This window comes from Methylobacterium currus (assembly GCF_003058325.1).
In the GTDB taxonomy this organism is placed as follows: domain Bacteria; phylum Pseudomonadota; class Alphaproteobacteria; order Rhizobiales; family Beijerinckiaceae; genus Methylobacterium; species Methylobacterium currus.
In genome coordinates this window covers 3190140-3208698 of the sequence record NZ_CP028843.1, presented here as the reverse complement: position 1 = coordinate 3208698, position 18559 = coordinate 3190140, and the positions used below count along the sequence as shown (strand labels likewise).

The 18559-nt window shown below is 70.4% G+C and carries 15 protein-coding genes and 2 tRNA genes; 10 read left to right on the top strand and 7 right to left on the bottom strand.

Going from position 1 to position 18559, the window contains the following annotated elements:
* The first annotated feature begins 43 nt into the window (after positions 1–43).
* From pimC to DA075_RS15010, 3 genes are all read left to right on the top strand, one after another.
* Positions 44–1252 (top strand): pimeloyl-CoA dehydrogenase large subunit, encoded by a 1209-nt coding sequence (pimC, locus tag DA075_RS15020; protein ID WP_099953913.1) that lies wholly within the window; start codon positions 44–46, stop codon positions 1250–1252.
* 245 nt (positions 1253–1497) lie between these two features.
* Complete coding sequence (locus DA075_RS15015) at positions 1498–2646, top strand: acyl-CoA dehydrogenase family protein (RefSeq protein WP_099953912.1); 1149 nt, start codon at positions 1498–1500, stop codon at positions 2644–2646.
* Positions 2647–2763: 117 nt separating this feature from the next.
* Positions 2764–4740 (top strand): transketolase family protein, encoded by a 1977-nt coding sequence (locus DA075_RS15010; protein ID WP_099953911.1) that lies wholly within the window; start codon positions 2764–2766, stop codon positions 4738–4740.
* 145 nt (positions 4741–4885) lie between these two features.
* Here the strand turns inward: DA075_RS15010 and msrB are convergent, their stop codons facing one another.
* Positions 4886–5329 (bottom strand): peptide-methionine (R)-S-oxide reductase MsrB, encoded by a 444-nt coding sequence (gene msrB, locus DA075_RS15005; protein ID WP_099953910.1) that lies wholly within the window; start codon positions 5327–5329, stop codon positions 4886–4888.
* A gap of 364 nt (positions 5330–5693) precedes the next feature.
* Between msrB and DA075_RS15000 the strand changes: the two genes are divergently transcribed.
* The 5 genes from DA075_RS15000 (at position 5694) to DA075_RS14980 (ending at position 13372) form a co-directional block, all read left to right on the top strand.
* Entirely contained in the window at positions 5694–8867 is a 3174-nt protein-coding gene (locus DA075_RS15000; protein ID WP_164712546.1) for a PAS domain-containing protein, read from the top strand.
* Between the two features lie 344 nt (positions 8868–9211).
* Positions 9212–10228: a taurine ABC transporter substrate-binding protein gene (gene tauA, locus DA075_RS14995; RefSeq protein WP_099953909.1), complete on the top strand. Its 1017-nt coding sequence runs from the start codon at positions 9212–9214 to the stop codon at positions 10226–10228.
* A gap of 11 nt (positions 10229–10239) precedes the next feature.
* Positions 10240–11103 carry a taurine ABC transporter ATP-binding protein gene (locus DA075_RS14990; protein WP_210207039.1) on the top strand — a complete coding sequence of 288 codons (864 nt, stop codon included), beginning with the start codon at positions 10240–10242 and terminating at the stop codon, positions 11101–11103.
* Positions 11100–11951 (top strand): ABC transporter permease subunit, encoded by an 852-nt coding sequence (locus DA075_RS14985; protein WP_099953907.1) that lies wholly within the window; start codon positions 11100–11102, stop codon positions 11949–11951. The genes DA075_RS14990 and DA075_RS14985 overlap by 4 nt, the downstream gene beginning before the upstream one ends.
* Positions 11952–11989: 38 nt before the next feature.
* Positions 11990–13372, top strand: a complete 1383-nt coding sequence (locus DA075_RS14980) for an aminotransferase family protein (RefSeq protein WP_099953906.1) — start codon at positions 11990–11992, stop codon at positions 13370–13372.
* 145 nt (positions 13373–13517) lie between these two features.
* Here DA075_RS14980 and DA075_RS14975 read toward each other — a convergent pair whose 3' ends face one another.
* The 3 genes from DA075_RS14975 to DA075_RS14965 all read right to left on the bottom strand — a co-directional run bounded on the left by DA075_RS14975 (position 13518) and on the right by DA075_RS14965 (position 16364).
* Positions 13518–14987 carry a carbohydrate porin gene (locus tag DA075_RS14975; RefSeq protein WP_420813145.1) on the bottom strand — a complete coding sequence of 490 codons (1470 nt, stop codon included), beginning with the start codon at positions 14985–14987 and terminating at the stop codon, positions 13518–13520.
* Between the two features lie 19 nt (positions 14988–15006).
* A complete protein-coding gene (ppk2, locus tag DA075_RS14970) occupies positions 15007–15927 on the bottom strand; it encodes a polyphosphate kinase 2 (protein WP_099953904.1) in 921 nt (306 codons plus the stop codon).
* Between the two features lie 176 nt (positions 15928–16103).
* On the bottom strand, positions 16104–16364 hold the full coding sequence (locus tag DA075_RS14965) for a hypothetical protein (protein WP_099953903.1): 261 nt from the start codon (positions 16362–16364) through the stop codon (positions 16104–16106).
* Positions 16365–16547: 183 nt separating this feature from the next.
* On the opposite strand from DA075_RS14965, the gene DA075_RS14960 reads away from it, so the two are divergent.
* The gene (locus DA075_RS14960) at positions 16548–16805 is read left to right on the top strand and encodes a hypothetical protein (RefSeq protein ID WP_099953902.1); all 258 of its coding nucleotides are present in this window, start codon (positions 16548–16550) and stop codon (positions 16803–16805) included.
* A gap of 53 nt (positions 16806–16858) precedes the next feature.
* Here DA075_RS14960 and DA075_RS14955 read toward each other — a convergent pair whose 3' ends face one another.
* The gene (locus DA075_RS14955; RefSeq protein WP_099953901.1) at positions 16859–17269 is read right to left on the bottom strand and encodes an ArsR/SmtB family transcription factor; all 411 of its coding nucleotides are present in this window, start codon (positions 17267–17269) and stop codon (positions 16859–16861) included.
* 79 nt (positions 17270–17348) lie between these two features.
* Here DA075_RS14955 and DA075_RS14950 point away from each other — a divergent pair, with 79 nt between their 5' ends.
* On the top strand, positions 17349–18035 hold the full coding sequence (locus DA075_RS14950) for a sigma-70 family RNA polymerase sigma factor (RefSeq protein ID WP_099953900.1): 687 nt from the start codon (positions 17349–17351) through the stop codon (positions 18033–18035).
* Between the two features lie 71 nt (positions 18036–18106).
* Here DA075_RS14950 and DA075_RS14945 read toward each other — a convergent pair.
* Both DA075_RS14945 and DA075_RS14940 read right to left on the bottom strand, forming a co-directional pair.
* Positions 18107–18191, bottom strand: a tRNA-Tyr gene (locus DA075_RS14945).
* Positions 18192–18341: 150 nt separating this feature from the next.
* Positions 18342–18426: transfer RNA gene (locus tag DA075_RS14940), tRNA-Tyr, on the bottom strand.
* Positions 18427–18559: the final 133 nt, after the last annotated feature.

The window sequence follows — 18559 nt, the reverse complement described above, 5'->3', positions numbered from 1 at the left end:
TCGAGACAGTCTTAGAACAAACAACCTCGTCAGGAGGCACCCCATGGACCTTCGCTTCACCCCCGAGGAGCGCGCCTTCCGCCAGGAAGTCCGCACCTTCTTCCAGGAGAACCTGCCGCAGGAGATCCGCCAGAAGCTCGTCGACGGGCGCCATCCGTCGAAGGACGACATCGTCACCTGGCAGAAGATCCTCAACAAGAAGGGCTGGGCGGTGCCGAACTGGCCCGTCGAGTGGGGCGGCACCGGCTGGGATCCGGTGCGCCAGTACATCTTCCTGGACGAGCTCCAGAGCTTCCCGGCGCCGTCGCCGCTGCAATTCGGCGTCTACATGGTCGGGCCGGTGATCGCCCAGTTCGGCAACGAGGCACAGAAGAAGCACTTCCTGCCCCGCATCGCCAACCTCGACGATTGGTGGTGCCAGGGCTTCTCCGAGCCGGGCTCGGGGTCCGACCTCGCCTCGCTCAAGACCAAGGCTCTGCGCGAGGGCGACCACTACATCGTCAACGGCCAGAAGACCTGGACCACGCTCGGCCAGCACGCCGACTGGATCTTCTGCCTCGTCCGCACCGACGCGACCGTGAAGAAGCAGGAGGGCATCAGCTTCCTGCTCATCGACATGAAGACGCCGGGCATCACCGTGCGGCCGATCCAGACCATCGACGGCGGGCACGAGGTCAACGAGGTCTTCTTCGACGACGTCAAGGTGCCGGTCGAGAACCTGGTCGGCCAGGAGAACAAGGGCTGGGACTACGCCAAGTTCCTGCTCGGCAACGAGCGCACCAACATCGCCCGCGTCGGCGTCTCCAAGCAGCGCATCCGGCGCCTGAAGGAGCTGGCGGCCCTGGAGCGGGTCGGCGACACGCCGATCCTGGAGAACCCGCGCTTCCGCGAGAAGCTGGCGGCGCTCGAGATCGAGCTGAAGGCGCTGGAGATGACGCAGCTGCGCGTCGTCGCCGCCGAGCGCACCCGCGAGAAGGGCAAGCCGGATCCGGCCTCCTCGATCCTCAAGATCAAGGGCTCGGAGATCCAGCAGGCGACGACCGAGCTGCTGCTCGAGGTCGTCGGCCCCTACGCGCTGCCCTTCGTGCCGGAGGACGAGGGCGACGAGCATCTGAGCAACGAGCCGCCGGTCGGTCCCGACTGGGCGGGCCCCGCCGCGCCGACCTACTTCAACTGGCGCAAGATCTCGATCTACGGCGGCTCGAACGAGATCCAGAAGAACATCATCGCGAAGGCGATCCTGGGGCTCTGACATTCGGTCGTGGGATGGGAACCGATGATCCGGGACACCTCCGCTCGTCCTCTCCACCCCACGATCTCATCCTGAGGTGTCAGCCAATCGACGATCGACTGACCTCGAAGGAGGCTCCAGGGATCTCGGAGGCTTCCGGAGGCCTCCTTCGAGGCTCGCTGACGCTCGCACCTCAGGATGAGGGTGCGGGTGGGACTGAGTGAGCTGGCTGACTTCTGAAGACCGGCGAGAACGGAAACGACCCGATGGATTTCGATCTGAGCGAGGAGCAGCGTCTCCTCAAGGACAGCGTCGAGCGGCTCCTCGCCGACCGCTACGATTTCGAATCCCGCAAGCGCCACGGCCGTGAGCCCGAGGGCTTCTCGAAGGCGATGTGGGCGGCTTACGCCGAGCAGGGGCTGCTCGCGGTGCCGTTCTCCGAGGAGGATGGCGGCATCGGCGGCGGACCGGTCGAGACGATGATCGTCATGGAGGCCTTCGGCGGCGCGCTGGCGCTTGAACCCTATCTCGCCACAATCGTGCTCGCCGGCGGCGTGCTGCGCCACGCCGCGAGCCCTGAGCAGCGCGCCGCATGGCTGCCCGGCCTCATCGCCGGCGAGACCCGCTACGCTCTCGCGCATACCGAGCGCCAGGCCCGCTACGACCTCCACGACGTCGGCGTCACCGCGCGCCGCGACGGCGACGGCTGGGTGCTCGAGGGCGAGAAGTCGCTCGTCCTGCACGGCGACAGCGCCGACCGGCTGATCGTCTCGGCCCGGACCTCCGGCTCCCGGCGCGACCGCGACGGGATCGGCCTGTTCCTGGTCGAGGCCAATGCCGAAGGCGTGTCGCGCCGCGGCTACCCGACCCAGGACGGGATGCGGGCGGCCGAGGTCTCGCTGTCCTCGGTCCGGGTCGCGGCCGACGCGGTGATCGGCGACCCCGCCGGGGCGCTTCCGGTGATCGAGCGGGTCGCCGACGAGGCGATCGCCGCGCTCTGCGCCGAGGCGGTCGGGGCGATGGACCGGATGCACAAGCTGACGGTCGAGTACCTGAAGACCCGCAAGCAGTTCGGCGTGACGATCGGCTCGTTCCAGGTGCTTCAGCACCGGGCCGCCGACATGTTCATCGCGCTCGAACAGGCCCGCTCGATGGCCTTCCTCGCCACCATGATGGCGGGCGAGGACGACGCGGAGGAGCGCGCCCGCGCCATCGCCGGCGCCAAGGTGCAGATCGGCCGCTCCGGCCGCATCGTCGGCCAGGGCGCGGTGCAGCTCCATGGCGGCGTCGGCGTGACCATGGAGTACAGCGTCGGCCACTACTTCAAGCGGGTCACGATGATCGACCAGCTGTTCGGCGATGCCGAACACCATCTCGGCCGGGTCGCCCGGATGGGCGGGCTGATCGCCGCCTGAGGCACGAGGTGAATCGCGCTCATCTCAGCGCGAGAAAACCTCGTTTGAGTTCCGTCCCGGGGGTCGGTTGGGTGATCGTGCCTCAAGAGCACCCAACAATCCCCGGGAGGGACCCCGATGACCGGCACCGAGCCGCGCGCGCTCGCGGACGCGATCCGCTTCCTGTCCATCGACGCGATCGAGCGGGTGGGCGAGGGGCATCCGGGCACGCCGCTCGGCGCCGCCGATACGGTGACGGCTCTCTTCACCCGCCACCTCAAGTTCCTGGCCCGCGAGCCCCTGTGGTTCGACCGCGACCGCTTCGTCGCGTCGAACGGCCACGGCTCGATGCTGCTCTACGCGCTGCTGCATCTCTCGGGCTACGAGGCGATCGGGCTCGAGGACATCAAGCGCTTCCGTGAACTCGGCTCGCCCTGCGAGGGCCACCCCGAATACGCCCCCGCCCACGGCATCGAGACCACCACCGGGCCCCTCGGCCAGGGCATCGCCAACGCCGCCGGCATGGCGCTGGCGGAGGCCTACCTGAACCGCTGGCTCGGGGCGGACCTCGTCGACCACCGCACCTATGCCCTCGTCGGCGACGGCTGCCTCCAGGAGGGGGTCGGCCAGGAGGTGATCTCGCTCGCCGGCCACCTGCGTTTGGGCAAGCTCACCTTCCTCTGGGACGACAACCAGATGACCGATGACGGCGCGATCGACCTCGCGCTGAGCGACGACATGGCGGCGCGGTTCCGCCTGAGCCACTGGCACGTGCAGGAGGTCGACGGGCACGATATCGAGGCGGTCTCGGCGGCCCTGCTGCTCGCCAAGGCCGATCCTCGTCCCTCGATGATCCGTTGCAGCACCGTGATCGGCCGCGGCCTGCCGGGCGTCGAGGGCACGCGGGCGGCCCATTCGGCCCGCATCCCGGCCTCCTTGAGCGCCGCCGCCCGCGAGGCGCTGAACTGGCCGCATCCGGCCTTCGAGATCCCGCAGGAGATCCGCGCCGCCTGGCGCGCGGCGGGCGAGCGCAGCGCCCCGGTCTTCGCGTCCTGGGCGCGCCGCGTCGCCGCCCTGCCGCCGGAGCGCCGCCGCCTCCTCGACCGCCTGCGCGCAGGCCGGCTGCCGGAGGGCTGGGACGCTCCGTTGCGGGCGTTCCGCGACGAGGCGGCCCGCTCGGGCAAGGCGCAGTCGGGCATCGCCCTGTCGGGCGAGCTGGTCGACCGGCTGGCGGAGGCGATTCCCGAACTCCTCTCCGGCGCGCCGGACCTGGAGGGCGCGACCCAGCACAAGCGCAGCCTGAAATCCTTCACGGCCGAGGAGCAGGGCGGGCGCTACGTCCATTACGGCATCCGCGAGCACGCCATGGGGGCGATGATGAACGGGATGGCCGCCCATGGCGGCGTGGTGCCTGTCGGCGTCACCTACCTGGTCTTCTCGGACTACCTGCGCCCGACCCTGCGGCTCGCCGCCATGATGGGGCTGCCGGTGCCGTTCGTGTTCAGCCACGATTCGATCGGCATCGGCCGCAACGGGCCGACCCACCAGCCGGTCGAGTACCTGGCCTCCCTGCGCGCCATCCCCAACATGCTGGTCCTGCGCCCGGCCGACGCCGTCGAGGCGGCGGAGTGCTGGGAGATCGCGCTCCAGAACCGCACCGGCCCGTCCTCGCTGATCTTCGCCCGCCAGGCCCTGCCGGCCGTGCGGCGCGAGGGCTCGGGCGAGAACCTCTCCGCCCGCGGCGCCTACGTGCTGGAGGAGGCCTCGGGGATCCGCCGCGTCACGCTGCTCGCCACCGGCTCCGAGGTCGCGCTCGCCGTCGAGGCCCGCCGCCGCCTGGAGAAGGACGGCATCCCGACCGCCGTCGTCTCGATGCCGTCCTGGGAGCTGTTCGAGCGCCAGGACGCCGCCTATCGCCGCGCCACCCTGGGGCCCGGCACGGTCCGGGTCGGGATCGAGGCGGCGGTACGCCTCGGCTGGGACCGCTATCTCGGCGAGGAAGGCGGCTTCGTCGGCATGAGCGGCTTCGGCGCCTCGGGGGCGGAGGCGGACCTCGCCCGGCATTTCGGCGTTACGCCGGAGCGGGTGGTGGAGGAGGTGCGGGCGCGGCTGTAGGGGCTGGAGCCTTTTTGGGGGAGCCACGCGCGTCATCGATGTCCGCGTGATCGTTTCGAACAAAGATGTGGCGCTTCTCCCCTCCCCCAACGGGAGAGGGGACCCCGCGCTCTATTTGTCATAGAGAAATCAAGATGTTCGCACGTCAGCCCTCGACCTGGTCGAGATAGGCGCCGTAGCCCTCGGCCTCCATCCGGTCGCGGGGGACGAAGCGCAGCGAGGCCGAGTTGATGCAGTAGCGCAGGCCGCCCCGGTCCCGTGGCCCGTCCGGGAAGACGTGGCCGAGATGGCTGTCGCCGTGCTTCGAGCGGACCTCGGTGCGGACCATGCCGTGCGTGGTGTCGCGCAGCTCCGCGACATGGGCCGGCTCGATCGGCTTGGTGAAGCTCGGCCAGCCGCAGCCCGATTCGTACTTGTCGGAGGAGGCGAAGAGCGGCTCGCCCGACACGACGTCGACGTAGATGCCCGGCGCCTTGTTGTCGAGGTATTCGCCGGTGCCGGGCCGCTCGGTGCCGTTCTGCTGCGTCACGCGGTATTGCTCGGGGGTGAGCCGGGCGATGGCGGCTTCGTCCTTCTGATAGGTCGGCATTCAGGCGGTCTCCGGTCGTCCGTGGTGGCCAGAGCCCCATATGGGCGCGCCGGCGGCGCTGGCGAAGGGTGGCGCCGAGGATCGTGACCCGGCCGTATCGGGCGACGACACCGTGCGACGACACCTGTGCCACGGCACCGGGAGATGACATGTGAACTGGGGGCTTCGCCGCGCCCGCCCTTCCGTCGGTCATGTCGTTGACGGTAAGGTCTCGACGGAGGTCGCAAGGGCCTTACCTGCACGGGCCTCACCCGGAAGAACCTCATGTCTGCCGGCCCGATGACCCCGCGATCGAATTGCTGCCTGCGGCATGCCTGAGCGCGCCGCCTCCGCCTGTCCTCCCTTCCTCGCCGGCGGCGGACGGATGGGCGCGATGATGCGCGCCCACGACTGGTCGGGCACGCCCCTCGGACGGCCGGAGACCTGGCCGGCCTGCCTGGGCGCGACCCTGAGCCTGATGCTCGGCTCGCGCTTCCCGATGTTCGTGGCGTTCGGGCCCGAGCTCGGCTTCCTCTACAACGACGCCTATGCGGAGATCCTCGGCGACAAGCATCCCGCGGCCTTGGGGAGGCGCTTTCGCGACGTGTGGTCGGAGATCTGGCCGGACATCGCGCCGCTCATCGACCGGGCGCTCGCCGGCGAGCCGACCTTCTCGGAGGACATGCCGCTCGTGATGAACCGGCACGGCTACGACGAGCGGACCTGGTTCACCTTCTCCTACTCCCCGTTGCGGGACGAGGAGGCCCGGGTCGTCGGCATGTTCTGCGCCTGCACCGAGACGACCGGGCGCGTCGTCGCCGAGACGGGCCTGCGCGAGGCGGAGGCACGCCTGCGGGCGCTCACCGACCACCTGCCGGGCGGCTACGTGTTCCAGATCGCCACGCCCCGCGACGGGACCGGCCGGCGCTTCCTGACCGTGTCGCAGGGCTTCGAACGGATGACCGGGGTGCCGGCGGAGGCCGTGCTGGCCGACCCCGCCGCGGCCTATGACCTGATCCTGCCCGAGCACCGGGCGCGGATCGCCGAGGCCGAGGCGGACGCGATCCGGGATCTCACGCCCTTCGACGCCGAGGCGCCGATGCGTCGCTCCGACGGCCGCCTCATCCATACCCGCATCATCTCGGCGCCGCGCCTCGTCGACGACCAGGTGGTCTGGGACGGGCTCCATCTCGACGACACGGCGCGCCATCGGGCCGAGGACCGCTTGCGCGAGAGCGAGGCCCGGCTGCGCCTCGCGACCGAGGCCGCCGAGATCGGGCTGTGGGACGTCGACGTCGTCGCCGACACCCTGTACTGGCCGGCCCGCGTGAAGGCGATGTTCGGCCTCTCGCCCGAGGTGCCGGTCTCGATGGCCGACTACGAGGCGGGGATCCACCCGGACGACCGGGCGGCCACGATCGCGGCCTTCGCCGCCGCGGCGGATCCCGCCCGGCGCGCCGTCTACGACGTGGAGTACCGCACGGTCGGCAAGGAGGACGGGCAGGTCCGCTGGGTCGCCGCCAAGGGCCGCGGCCTGTTCGCGGACGGGGCCTGCCTCCGCGTGCTCGGCACCGCCATGGACATCACGGCCCGCAAGCAGGCCGAGGCGGCCTTGCGCGACAGCGAGGAGCAGTTCCGCGTCCTCTCGCAGGTGCTGCCCAACTTCGTCTGGGCCACCGACCGCCAAGGGCGCGCCACCTGGTTCAACGAGCGGGTCTACGCCTATACGGGCCTCTTGCCGGGCCGCCTCGACGCCGCGGGCTGGCTGGCGATCATCCACCCCGACGACCGGGCCCGCGTGGCGGCGGACTGGCGGGCCGCGGTCGAGGGCAGCGGCGACTATCAATGCGAGTACCGCCTGCGGCGATCCGACGGGACCTATCGCTGGTTCCTGGCCCGGGCGCAGCCGGTCCTGTCGGGCGACGGGACGGTCACCCGCTGGGTCGGCACCAGCACCGACATCGACGACCAGAAGCGGATGATGGCCGAGCTGGTGCAGTTCAACGAGACCCTGGAGCAGCGGGTCGCGGATCGCACCGCCGAGCACGACCGGGTCTGGCGCAACTCCCGCGACCTCCTGGTGGTGATCGGGGCCGACGGCGTCTTCCGGTCGGTCAACCCGGCCTGGGAGGCGATCCTCGGCCACCATCCCTCGGAGGTCGTCGGCCGCAGCGTCCTCGACTTCCTCTGGCCGGAGGATGCCGAGGCCACGACGGCGGCGCTCGACGCCGCCGCCGCCGCCCGGCATCTCACCAATTTCGAGAACCGCTACACCCACCGGGACGGCACCCCGCGCTGGCTGTCCTGGCACACCTCGGTCGAAGGCGGCCTCGTCTTCGCCAGCGGCCGCGACGTCACCGCCGAGAAGGCCCAGGCCGCCGCCCTGGCCCAGGCCGAGGAGGCTTTGCGCCAGTCGCAGAAGCTGGAGGCGGTGGGTCAGCTGACCGGCGGCGTCGCCCACGACTTCAACAACCTGCTCACCATCATCCGCTCCTCGGTCGATTTCCTGCGCCGGCCGGACCTGCCCGAGGCGCGGCGGAGCCGCTACCTCACGGCGGTCTCCGAGACGGTGGACCGGGCCGCCAAGCTGACCTCGCAGCTCCTCGCCTTCGCCCGCCGCCAGGCCCTGAAGCCCGAGACCCTCGATGTCGGCGCCCGCCTGCGCCTCGTCGCCGACCTGATCGACACCGTGACGGGCGCCCGGATCACCGTCGCCACGAAGGTGCCGGACCATCCCTGCTTCGTGCGGGTGGATGCGAGCCAGTTCGAGACGGCGCTCGTCAACATGGCGGTCAACGCCCGCGACGCCATGGAGGGCGCCGGCACCCTGACGCTCACGCTGGCCTGCGGCGTCGACCTGCCGGCGATCCGGGGCCATGCCGCGGCGGAGGGGCCCTTCGCGGCGGTCTCGCTGCACGATACCGGCTCGGGCATCCCGCCGGAGTTCCTCCCGCGGGTGTTCGAGCCGTTCTTCACCACCAAGGAAGTGGGGCGGGGCACCGGCCTGGGGCTCAGCCAGGTCTTCGGCTTCGCCAAGCAGTCCGGCGGCGACGTGTCGGTCGAGAGCGTGCCGGGCCGGGGCACCACCTTCACGCTCTACCTGCCCGAGGTCGAGGCCGAGTTCGCCGCCGCGGAGGAGGCGGGGGAGATGCCCCCGGTCGATCCCGGCGGCGTCGGCCAGCGGGTGCTGGTGGTCGAGGACAACCTCGATGTCGGGCGCTTCGCGACCCAGATCCTGGAGGATCTCGGCTATGCCCCGACCTGGGCGGTGAACGCCGAGGATGCCCTCGAGAAGCTCGGGCCCGACGGCGCCGGCTTCGACGTGGTGTTCTCGGACGTGGTCATGCCGGGCATGGGCGGCATCGAGCTCGCCCGCCTCCTCGCCCGCCGCCTGCCGCATGTGCCGGTCGTGCTCGCCTCCGGCTACAGCCACGTCCTGGCGCAGGAAGGCTCCCACGGCTTCGAATTGCTGCAAAAGCCCTACTCGGCCGAGCAGGTCTCGCGCATCCTGCGCAAGGTCACGCGGCGCGGGCTGCGGCGGCAGACGGCGCCGGCCTGACCTCGGTCGCGTGCCCAGAATCGTCGCCCAAGTAAAAAATTTCCTCTCGTTTTCAAGCCGGCTGGAGATCGTTCGAAACGACGCCTCTTCAATTGAGGCATGACCTCATCGCCGGTCACCGAACAGAGAGAAGAACGTTTCCGGTCGTGGTCGATGCCGGTCGCGGGCGGGGCTTGACCCTGTGCCGGTCGAACCGGAAACCCGCTGCGGAGACCCGCGCGAGCGGCTGGCGACGCACGGTCCGGCCTGATCCGCGGCCGGACCGCGGATTCCGGCCCGAGATCTGCTTCTCGTTCCGCCGGACGGCAGGCGCTCGCGACGCCGGGCTCGCAGGGGGACCGCATATGATCACCAGGAAGACCTTGCTCGCCGGGTTCGTCGCCGCGCCTCTTGCCGCGGCCTTGGGGATCGGACCCGTCCCCGCTCAGGCGGCCGGGAAGAGCGTCACCTTCGCCTACCAGGACATGACGACGCCGATCCGCGTGCTCATGGAGAGCGGCGAGCTGGAGAAGCGGACCGGCTACACGGTGAAATGGGTGAAGTTCGGCGGGGGCGGGGACGTGATCCGCGCCATGGCGTCGGGCAACGTCGATATCGGCGAGGCCGGCTCCTCGCCGATCGCCACGGCCGCCTCGCAGGGGCTGCCGATCAAGCTGTTCTGGATCCTCGACGATATCGGCGATGCCGAGCAGCTCGTCGCCCGCAAGGGCACCGGGATCGTCTCGGTCAAGGACCTGAAGGGCAAGACGGTCGGCGTGCCGTTCGTCTCCACCGCCCATTACCAGCTGATGTTCGCCCTGCAGGAAGCGGGCTTGAGCGCGAAGGACGTCCGGGTCCTCAACATGCGGCCGCCGGAGATCGCGGCGGCCTGGGAGCGGGGCGACATCGACGCCGCCTTCATCTGGGCACCGGTGCTGACGGCGGCGAAGAAATCCGGCACGGTGATCGCCTCGGCCGGCGACTTCGCCCGCAAGGGCAAGGCGACCTTCGACGGCATCGTGGCGACCAACGCCGCGCTCGAAGCCCATCGCGACTTCCTGATCACCTTCGTGCGGCTGCTCGCCGCCGCCGACGCCGACTACGCCAAGGGCGGCGCCGCCTGGACCGAAGCCTCTCCGCAGGTCGCGGCGATCGCGAAATGGACCGGCGCCGCCCCCGCCGAGGTGCCCGCGGCGCTCAGTGCCTACCGGTTTCCGACGCTGGCCGAGCAGGCCTCCCCCCGCTGGCTCGGCGGTGGGGCGGCCGACGCGCTCAAATCGACGGCGGAATTCCTGAAGGCGCAGGGGCGCGTGCCCGATCTCGCGCCGGATTACGGCGCCTTCGTCACCACTGACCTGGTCGACGCCGCCATCAAGCCCTGACAGGTGTGCCGATGCTGGAGATCCGCAAGCTCAGCGTCCGCTACGGCGAGGGCGCGGGCGCGACGCTCGCCCTGTCCCGGGTCGACCTGGCGATCGAGCCGGGGGAGTTCGTGGTCGCGCTCGGCGCCTCGGGCTGCGGGAAGACGACGCTGCTCAACGTCATCGCCGGCTTCCTCCCGGCAACAGAGGGGCAGATCCTCCTCGACGGGCGCCCGGTCACCGGGCCGGGGGCCGATCGCGGCGTGGTGTTCCAGCGCCACGCCCTGATGCCCTGGCTCGACGTGCGCGACAACGTCGCCTTCGGCCTCACGATGCAGGGGGTTCCGCGGGCGCAGCGTGCGGCGCGGGCCCGCGCCATGCTCGACCTCGTCGGCCTGGGCGATGTGGCGGACAGGAAGATCTACGAGCTTTCCGGCGGCATGCAGCAGCGCGTCGGCATCGCCCGGGCGCTCACCGCCGATCCCCGCATGCTGCTGATGGACGAGCCGCTGGGTGCGCTCGACGCCTTCACCCGCGAGCAGGTCCAGGAGCTGATCCTGACCCTGTGGGCGCGGACGCAGAAGATGGCCTTCTTCATCACCCACGAGGTCGAGGAGGCGATTTTTCTGGCGACCAAGCTCGTCATCATGACGCCCCGGCCGGGGCGCATCGCCGAGATCATCCCGCTCGATTTCTGCCGGCGCTTCCTCGCCGGGGAGACGTCCCGGGCGGTGAAGTCCAGCCCCGACTTCATCGCCATGCGCGAGCGGGTGCTGCGCGTCATCCACGGCCATGGCGGGGCAAGCCCCGCCGCGCACGGCCATGGCGGGGCAAGCCCCGCCGCGCACGGCCATGGCGGGGCGATGCCGGACCCCGAGCGAGGAGCCGCCGCATGAGCGAGGCCGCCACCGATTCCCCCGAGGCCGCGATCCGCGTCCCGCCCTCCGCGCACGGACGCCGCGCGGCTTTGCGGTGGGGCGCGCCGCCCGCCTGGCTGATCAGCCTCGCGACCATCGTGCTCGCCCTCCTCGCCTGGATGGCGGCGACGCAACTCGGCCTCGTCAAGCCGCTCTTCCTGCCCCGCCCAGGCAGCGTGCTCGGGGCCTTCTCGGATGCGCTGGACGGGCGCATCGACGGCGCGCCGCTCCTCGATCACGTCCTGACCAGCCTGATGCGGGTGGCGAGCGCCTTCCTGCTCGCAGGCCTCGTCGGGATCCCGGTCGGCCTCGCCACCGGACTCAACCCCGCCTTGCAGGCGGCGCTCGACCCGTTCATCGAGTTCTACAGGCCGCTGCCGCCGCTCGCCTACCTGCCGCTCGTCATCATCTGGTTCGGCATCGGCGAAACCTCGAAGATCCTTCTGATCTTCCTCGCCTGCTTCGCCCCGGTCGCGCTCGCCGCCCGCGCCGGCGTCGCTGCGGCGAGCATCGATCAAATCAACGCGGCCCGGGCGCTCGGCGCCAGCCGCGCCCAGGTGGTGCGCCACGTCGTCCTGCCGGCGGCCCTGCCCGACATCCTGGTGGGCCTGCGGATCGGCATGGGCGTCGGCTGGACCACCCTCGTCGCCGCCGAGATGGTGGCGGCCTCCACCGGCATCGGCCAGATGGTGCTCAACGCCTCGAACTTCCTGCGCACCGACATCGTGGTGATGGGCATCCTGGTCATCGGCACCCTGGCGGCGGGGTTCGAGATCGGCATGCGCCGGCTGGAACGGCGCCTCACTCCGTGGAAGGGTAGGGCGTAACCCCCCGCCCGGACCCTCTTCGATTCGCGAGACGCCCGATGAACGACATGCTCCGCACCAACGACCTGCGCCACGTCATCGAGGCGGACCGGGCCCATGTCTGGCACCACCTGTCGCAGCACAAGGCCTACGAGACCACCGATCCGCGGGTGATGGTGGAAGGCAAGGGGATGCGGATCTGGGACGCGACCGGCCGCGAATACCTCGATGCTGTCTCGGGCGGCGTCTGGACGGTCAATGTCGGCTATGGCCGCACCAGCATCGCCGACGCGGTGCGCGACCAGCTCGTCAAGCTCAACTACTTCGCGGGCGCGTCCGGCTCGGTGCCGGCGGCCCTGTTCTCCGAGCGGCTGATCGCCAAGATGCCCGGGATGACCCGGGTCTATTATTCGAACTCCGGGTCGGAGGCGAACGAGAAGGTGTTCAAGATGGTGCGCCAGATCGCGCACCGGCACCATGGCGGGCGCAAATCCAAGATCCTCTATCGCGAGCGCGACTATCACGGCACCACGATCGGGGCCCTTGCGGCGGGCGGCCAGGACCAGCGCCGCGACCAGTACGGGCCGTTCCCGGACGGCTTCGTGGCGGTGCCGCACTGCCTCGAATACCGCAGCCAGTGGGGCGCTGTGGAGAATTACGGCGAGAGGGCCGCCGATGCGATCGAAGCGGTGATCCTGCGCGAGGGGCCCGACAGCATCGGGGCGATCTGCCTCGAACCGATCACCGCCGGCGGCGGCGTGATCACGCCCCCGACGGGCTACTGGGAGAAGGTGCAGGACATCTGCCGCCGGCACGAGATCCTGATCCATATCGACGAGGTGGTCTGCGGCATGGGCCGCACCGGGGCGTGGTTCGGCTACCAGCATTACGGCGTGAAGCCGGATTTCGTCACCATGGCCAAGGGCGTGGCTTCGGGCTACGCGGCGATCGCCTGCACCACGACGACCGAGGCGGTGTTCTCGCTGTTCAAGGACGACGCCGCCGACCCGCTATCCTATTTCCGCGACATCTCGACCTTCGGCGGCTGCACCGCCGGCCCGGCGGCCGCTCTGGAAAACATGCGGATCATCGAGGACGAGGGCCTCATCGACAACACGGTCGCGATGGGCGAGCGGCTGATGGCCGGCCTCCACGGCCTCGCCGAGCGCCACGCCGTCATCGGCGAGGTGCGGGGCAAAGGCCTCTTTTGCGGCGCCGAGCTCGTCGCCGACCGCGCCACCAAGGAGCCGGCGGAGGAGAAGCGCGTCCAGGCCGCGGTGGCGGATTGCATGGCGAACGGCGTCATCATCGGCGCCACCAACCGCTCGCTCGCCGGGCTCAACAACACGCTCTGCCTCAGCCCGGCCCTGATCGCGACGCCGGCCGACATCGACCGGATCGTCGAGGCGATCGACGGGGCGCTGGGGCGGGTGTTCGGGTGAGGAGGCCAGGCCACTGCCTCGCCTTCGCCACAGGGTTGCGGGCAGGTCGCTTGGAAGGCGCCATTTGGAAGGCGCCGTTTGGAAGGCGACATGACGATCCGGTCGGCGCGCATAGCCGCGCCTCACACGGAAGGGCGGTCGCGTCCTAGTAGTTGATCGTCGCGCGCAGCCCCATCACGGTGGCGTTCTTCAGCCGGCGGCCGTCGTCGCCGGCGAGGCCGCCACCCGGGCGCATCACGTATTGGAAGTCCGGCTGCACCGTGAAGCCGGGCACCACTTCCGCCTGGTACGTCGCCTCGATCACCACCTCGCTGCTGCGCAATGGGCCGGTACTCTGGCCGAACCGGATGCTGTCGCGGTCGAAGGCGCGGGCGGCCGGGCTGATGCGCGAGTAGATCACCCCGAGCGCCGCGGTGTCGTTGGGCCGGCCGGGCAGCAGGCCTTTGTAGGCGATGCCGCCGTCGAGGTAGACGTCGATCAGGTTGCGGTCGCCCGGCACCTTCGACAGCCGCAGGAAGGCGCTGGCGCCCTCGTCCTCGGTGTCGGGCTCGCGGTAGAGCGTCTGGTCGATGATGCCGTAGACCCCGCGGTCGCCGCGGAAGCGCCGGGCGATGCCGCTCGCCTCCGGATCGGCCAGCAGCCGGCCGGCGACGCCGTCGAGCCGTGGGCTGTCGAAGCCGCCGGCATGCTGCCAGCCGCCCAGCGTCGCGGTGCCGTGCAGGTTCTCCCCCCACAGGCCGAGCGTGTAGGCATACGCGACCTCGCCGATCAGCAGGGGCGGGTCGTTGACCCGGAAGCTGGTGCCGGTGCGGTTGATCCGCTGCGGGTCGGTGTCGTCGCCTCGGTGCATACCCGCGGGGTCGCCGTTGAAGAGCGCGGCCTGGACCGACAGGCGCGCGTCGGGAACGTATTTCACCCGCACGGCCGGGGTGGCCAGCGGATAGATCGGCCCGCCGCTCGGCAGCACCACCGCGCCGATATTGGGCCAGCCGAAGCCGGCATTGAAGAACACGACCGCGGATTGGGCGATGGCGAACTCGGTATCGGCCGAGACTTGGCCCACCTTGATCGAGAGCGTGTTGTCGAGGAGGCTCTGCTCCAGCCACAGCTCGAACAGCCGCGTCGCCGGCAGGGCCTCGATGCCGCTCACCGTCGTCAGGTTGTTGACATAGGAGCGCGATAGCCCGTGGCCGTGGATCTGGAAGAAGTCGGTGTGGAACTTCGCTCCGGTCCAGCCGGCGAGCCGGCCGAGATCGACGTCGAGGGAGGTATCGAGGCGCCCGCCATAGGTGGCGCCGCGCTTGAGGCCGCCGCGTAGGTTGGCCAGCCCCTCGCCAATATAGGTGATCGTATAGGTGATGCCGCGCTCCGAGAGGGCGGCGCGGAATCCGAGCGGGTCGCCATAGGGGCCGAGCGACGACTGGATCGAGCCGCCGATCGTCACCGAGACCTGGTCCGAGGTGCGCGCCTGGGCGATGGCGGTCTGCGGGTCGCCGCCGGCGCCGGTGAGGGGCCAGGCTGGCGGGACGACCGTCAGGCGCGGGGCGGGCTGCGCGGCGACTTCCCCCGAGGCGAGGGCAAGGACGGCGAACGTCGCGCGCAGAAGCCCGCTCAAGACCCCGCCCCGTCCGTGCTCAGTACCGCGCCGGCACGTACATCTCGGCCGGAACCGGCCCGCGGACATAGTCGGGGTTGCGCACCCGCTCCGGCAGGCGGACGGGGGGACGCTCGACGGTGCCGTAGGGCACCTGCTCCAGCAGGTGGCTGATGCAGTTGAGGCGGGCGCGCCGCTTGTCGACCGCGTCGACCACCCACCAGGGGGCCTCCGGGATGTGGGTGTGGGCCAGCATGTCTTCTTTCGCCCGGGTGTAGCTCTCCCAGCGCCGCCGCGACTCGACGTCCATCGGGCTGAGCTTCCACTGCTTGAGCGGATCGCGGATGCGCATCTCGAAGCGGGAGGCCTGCTCGGCATCGGTGATCGAGAACCAGTATTTCACCAGGACGATGCCCGACCGGATCAGCATGCGCTCGAACTCGGGCACCGAGCGGAAGAACTCCTCCACGTCGGCCTCCGAGCAGAAGCCCATGACGCGCTCGACGCCGGCGCGGTTGTACCAGGAGCGGTCGAACAGCACCATTTCGCCGCCGGTCGGCAGGTGGCTGACGTAGCGCTGGAAGTACCACTGGCCCCGCTCGCGCTCGCTCGGGGCGGGCAGGGCGGCGACGCGGCAGACCCGCGGGTTGAGGCGCTGGGTGATGCGCTTGATGACGCCGCCCTTGCCGGCGGAGTCGCGTCCCTCGAACAGGACCACGACCTTCAGCTTGTTGGTCTGGACCCAGTCCTGGAGCCGCACCAGCTCGTGTTGCAGGCGCAGAAGCTCGCGGAAATAAAGCCGGCGGTCGAGCTCCGGGGCGGCGCCCTCCCGCCGCGGCATCAGCCCGGCGAGGCGCTCCTCCTCGATCTCGAGCTCCAGCTCCTCGTCATAGGCCTCCGCGATCTCACGCCGCAACGCCTCGATCGTGGCCGCCTGCTGCGGCGCCTCGAACTCGCTCATGGCCGACCCCGTCCCTCGTGCTCGCCTCACGCGGCTGCCTTACAGCAGCGGCACATGACACTGATGAGAAGAGGCGCGGCCGGCCCATGACGGAGCGGAACGGGGGCCGGAACGCGGAAGGGACGACGCCGCCGCGCGAGGCGGCGCCGTGGCTGTCTGCGGAGGTGCCGGGCGCGTCAGCGCCGGGTCGTGGAGCCGGCGGTGCCGGACTTCGTGTCGTTCATCCGCGAGGTGGTCCCGGTCGTGTCGGACTTCATCGTGTCGGACTTCATCTCGTGGCCGGGAGCGTAGCCGGAGGCGCCGGGGCTGCCCTTGACGCTGCCGCGATCCTGCATCTCGTGCCCCGGTGAGCGCGCCGAGGCGCCGGGCTGCTCCGCCGCCATCGCGCCGCCGACGAGGGTGGCGGTGGCCAGCAGGGCGATCGTGATCCGCTTCATCGCTGTCTCCTGTGTGAGAGTGCGGAGAAACGGCACCTCCCGCGAAGTGGTTCCACGCCGTTTCGACACTGCTTCGGTGACCAGACGAAGAAGAATTTCCTCATTCGTCGAAGCGGCGAGGACGGAACGGTTTTCGGGACAGGGCCGTTGCTGGTCCCGATCGAGCCGAATGGAGATGTGCCGATGCGCAGGACCGTCCTTCCCCTCGCTTTCACTGCCATGGTCGCGGCGACCGGGTTGTTCGGCGCCACCAGTGCGGCGCGGGCCGACCCGCCCTGGGCCCGCGGCGGCTACGGCGAGTTCCGCGGCGGCCCGCCGGCCTGGGCGCCGGCGCATGGCTGGCGCCGCAAGATGGAGCGCCGGATGGATCGCTGGGACGACGACCGGCCCTACCGCACCATGCGCTACCGCGAGGAGCGGCGGTCCTATTACCGCGACTGACGGGACAGGCGCGCGACGCGAGACCCGGGAGCAGGCGCCTCACGGGCCTCGCGTCACGGCCGGCCTGTCCCGGCCGGGGCGTCGAGGGCATGCGTGGCATCGTACGCTGCCGCTTGGGGCTGCGGGGACGCCGCGTCGCCGCAGCGGGGCGCCGGTACCGGCAGGCAGGCCTCCGGCCGTCCGCCGCAGCAGGATTGCGTGAGGTAGTCGGTCAGGCCGGTGACGCCCGCGGGGCGCGCGGAATAGATCACCAACGCGCCCTGGCGGCGCGACTCGACGAGCCCCGCCTCCTGCAGCTGCCGGAGGTGGAAGGTGAGGGTCGAGGGCGCGCAGCCGACCGCGGCGGCGAGCCGACCGGCCGGGATCCCCTCGGGGAGGGCGTGCAGCAGGGTCCGCACGATGCGCAACCGCGTTTCCTGCGCCAGGGCCATGAGGGCCGCGAGGGCGCCCGCTTCATCGAGCATCGGTCAAGCTTCTATTGCCATCGAAATTCGAACCGTTAAAAAGAGGGCCTTCAACGGGATCAGGGGCCTTCTCGCGACAATGAAGATCGAACCGACCGCGCTCCCTCCCGCGCCGCCACCGTCCTCCGACACACGACCCTCTCTCGTCATCCAAGACTTCCTCAGAAAACCTCTGCAACAATACTTCAGCCCGGTCGAACAGACCGAGCTGCCGCCCCGCCTCGCCGAGGTGCTGGCCCGGGTCGAGGCCGCCCTGGCGGCGCGCGGGGATGCCATCAGCTTCGACTTCCGTAACGCTTTGATGACGGCGTTGCCGGCCCTGCGCACCTTCGGACTCTCGCTGTCGCACGACGTGGTGCGGGCCGACGACCTGGTTCAGGAAACCTGCGCCCGGGCCTGGGCGAACCAGCATCGGTTCCAGCCTGGCACGAACTTCACCGCCTGGCTGTTCACGATCATGCGCAACCAGTTCTACACGGATCTGCGCAAGGGGCGCCGGGAGGTCGAGGATGGCGACGGGATTCTGGCCGGTCAACTGGCCGCGCCGGCCGACCAGGACCATGCCAGCACCCTGCGGGTGGTGCGGGAGCGGATGGAAGCCCTCCCCGAGGCCCAGCGCCAAGCCCTGCTGCTGATCGGCGCCGAGGGCTACACCTACGAGGAGGCGGCGTTGCGGCTCGGCTGCCAGGTCGGCACGGTGAAGAGCCGGGTGAGCCGCGCCCGGTCGTCGCTGCTGGCGGCGCTCGGCGAGGTGGTGGATCACTGATCCACCCTCATCCGGTCCGCATCATCGCGGCTCAGGCCGCCCGGACGATCGTTCGAGAAGAAGAGGGAGGATGGTGGGGGAAGTAGGACTCGAACCTACGAAGGCATAGCCAGCGGATTTACAGTCCGCCCCCTTTGCCGCTCGGGACATTCCCCCACGCTGCCGTTGCCGGCAGGGGCCGCCGCGTCGGCGGCGGGTCCTTATGCTGGGGCGGCCTGCACCTGTCAAGGTGACGGAAACCCCACGATCCGACACCATCGATGTCCTGGAACATCCAAGATGGCGGACGCAAACTGAAAGAAGAGATGGTGGGGGAAGTAGGACTCGAACCTACGAAGGCATAGCCAGCGGATTTACAGTCCGCCCCCTTTGCCGCTCGGGACATTCCCCCACGCTGCCGTTGCCGGCAGGAGCCGCCGTGTCGGCGACGGGGCCCTTATGGTGGGGCTGCCGGGGGGTGTCAAGCCGGATACCAAGCCGGATCCATGGTCGGCTCAGCAGCTCCGCCGAGGGGAGCCGGACGC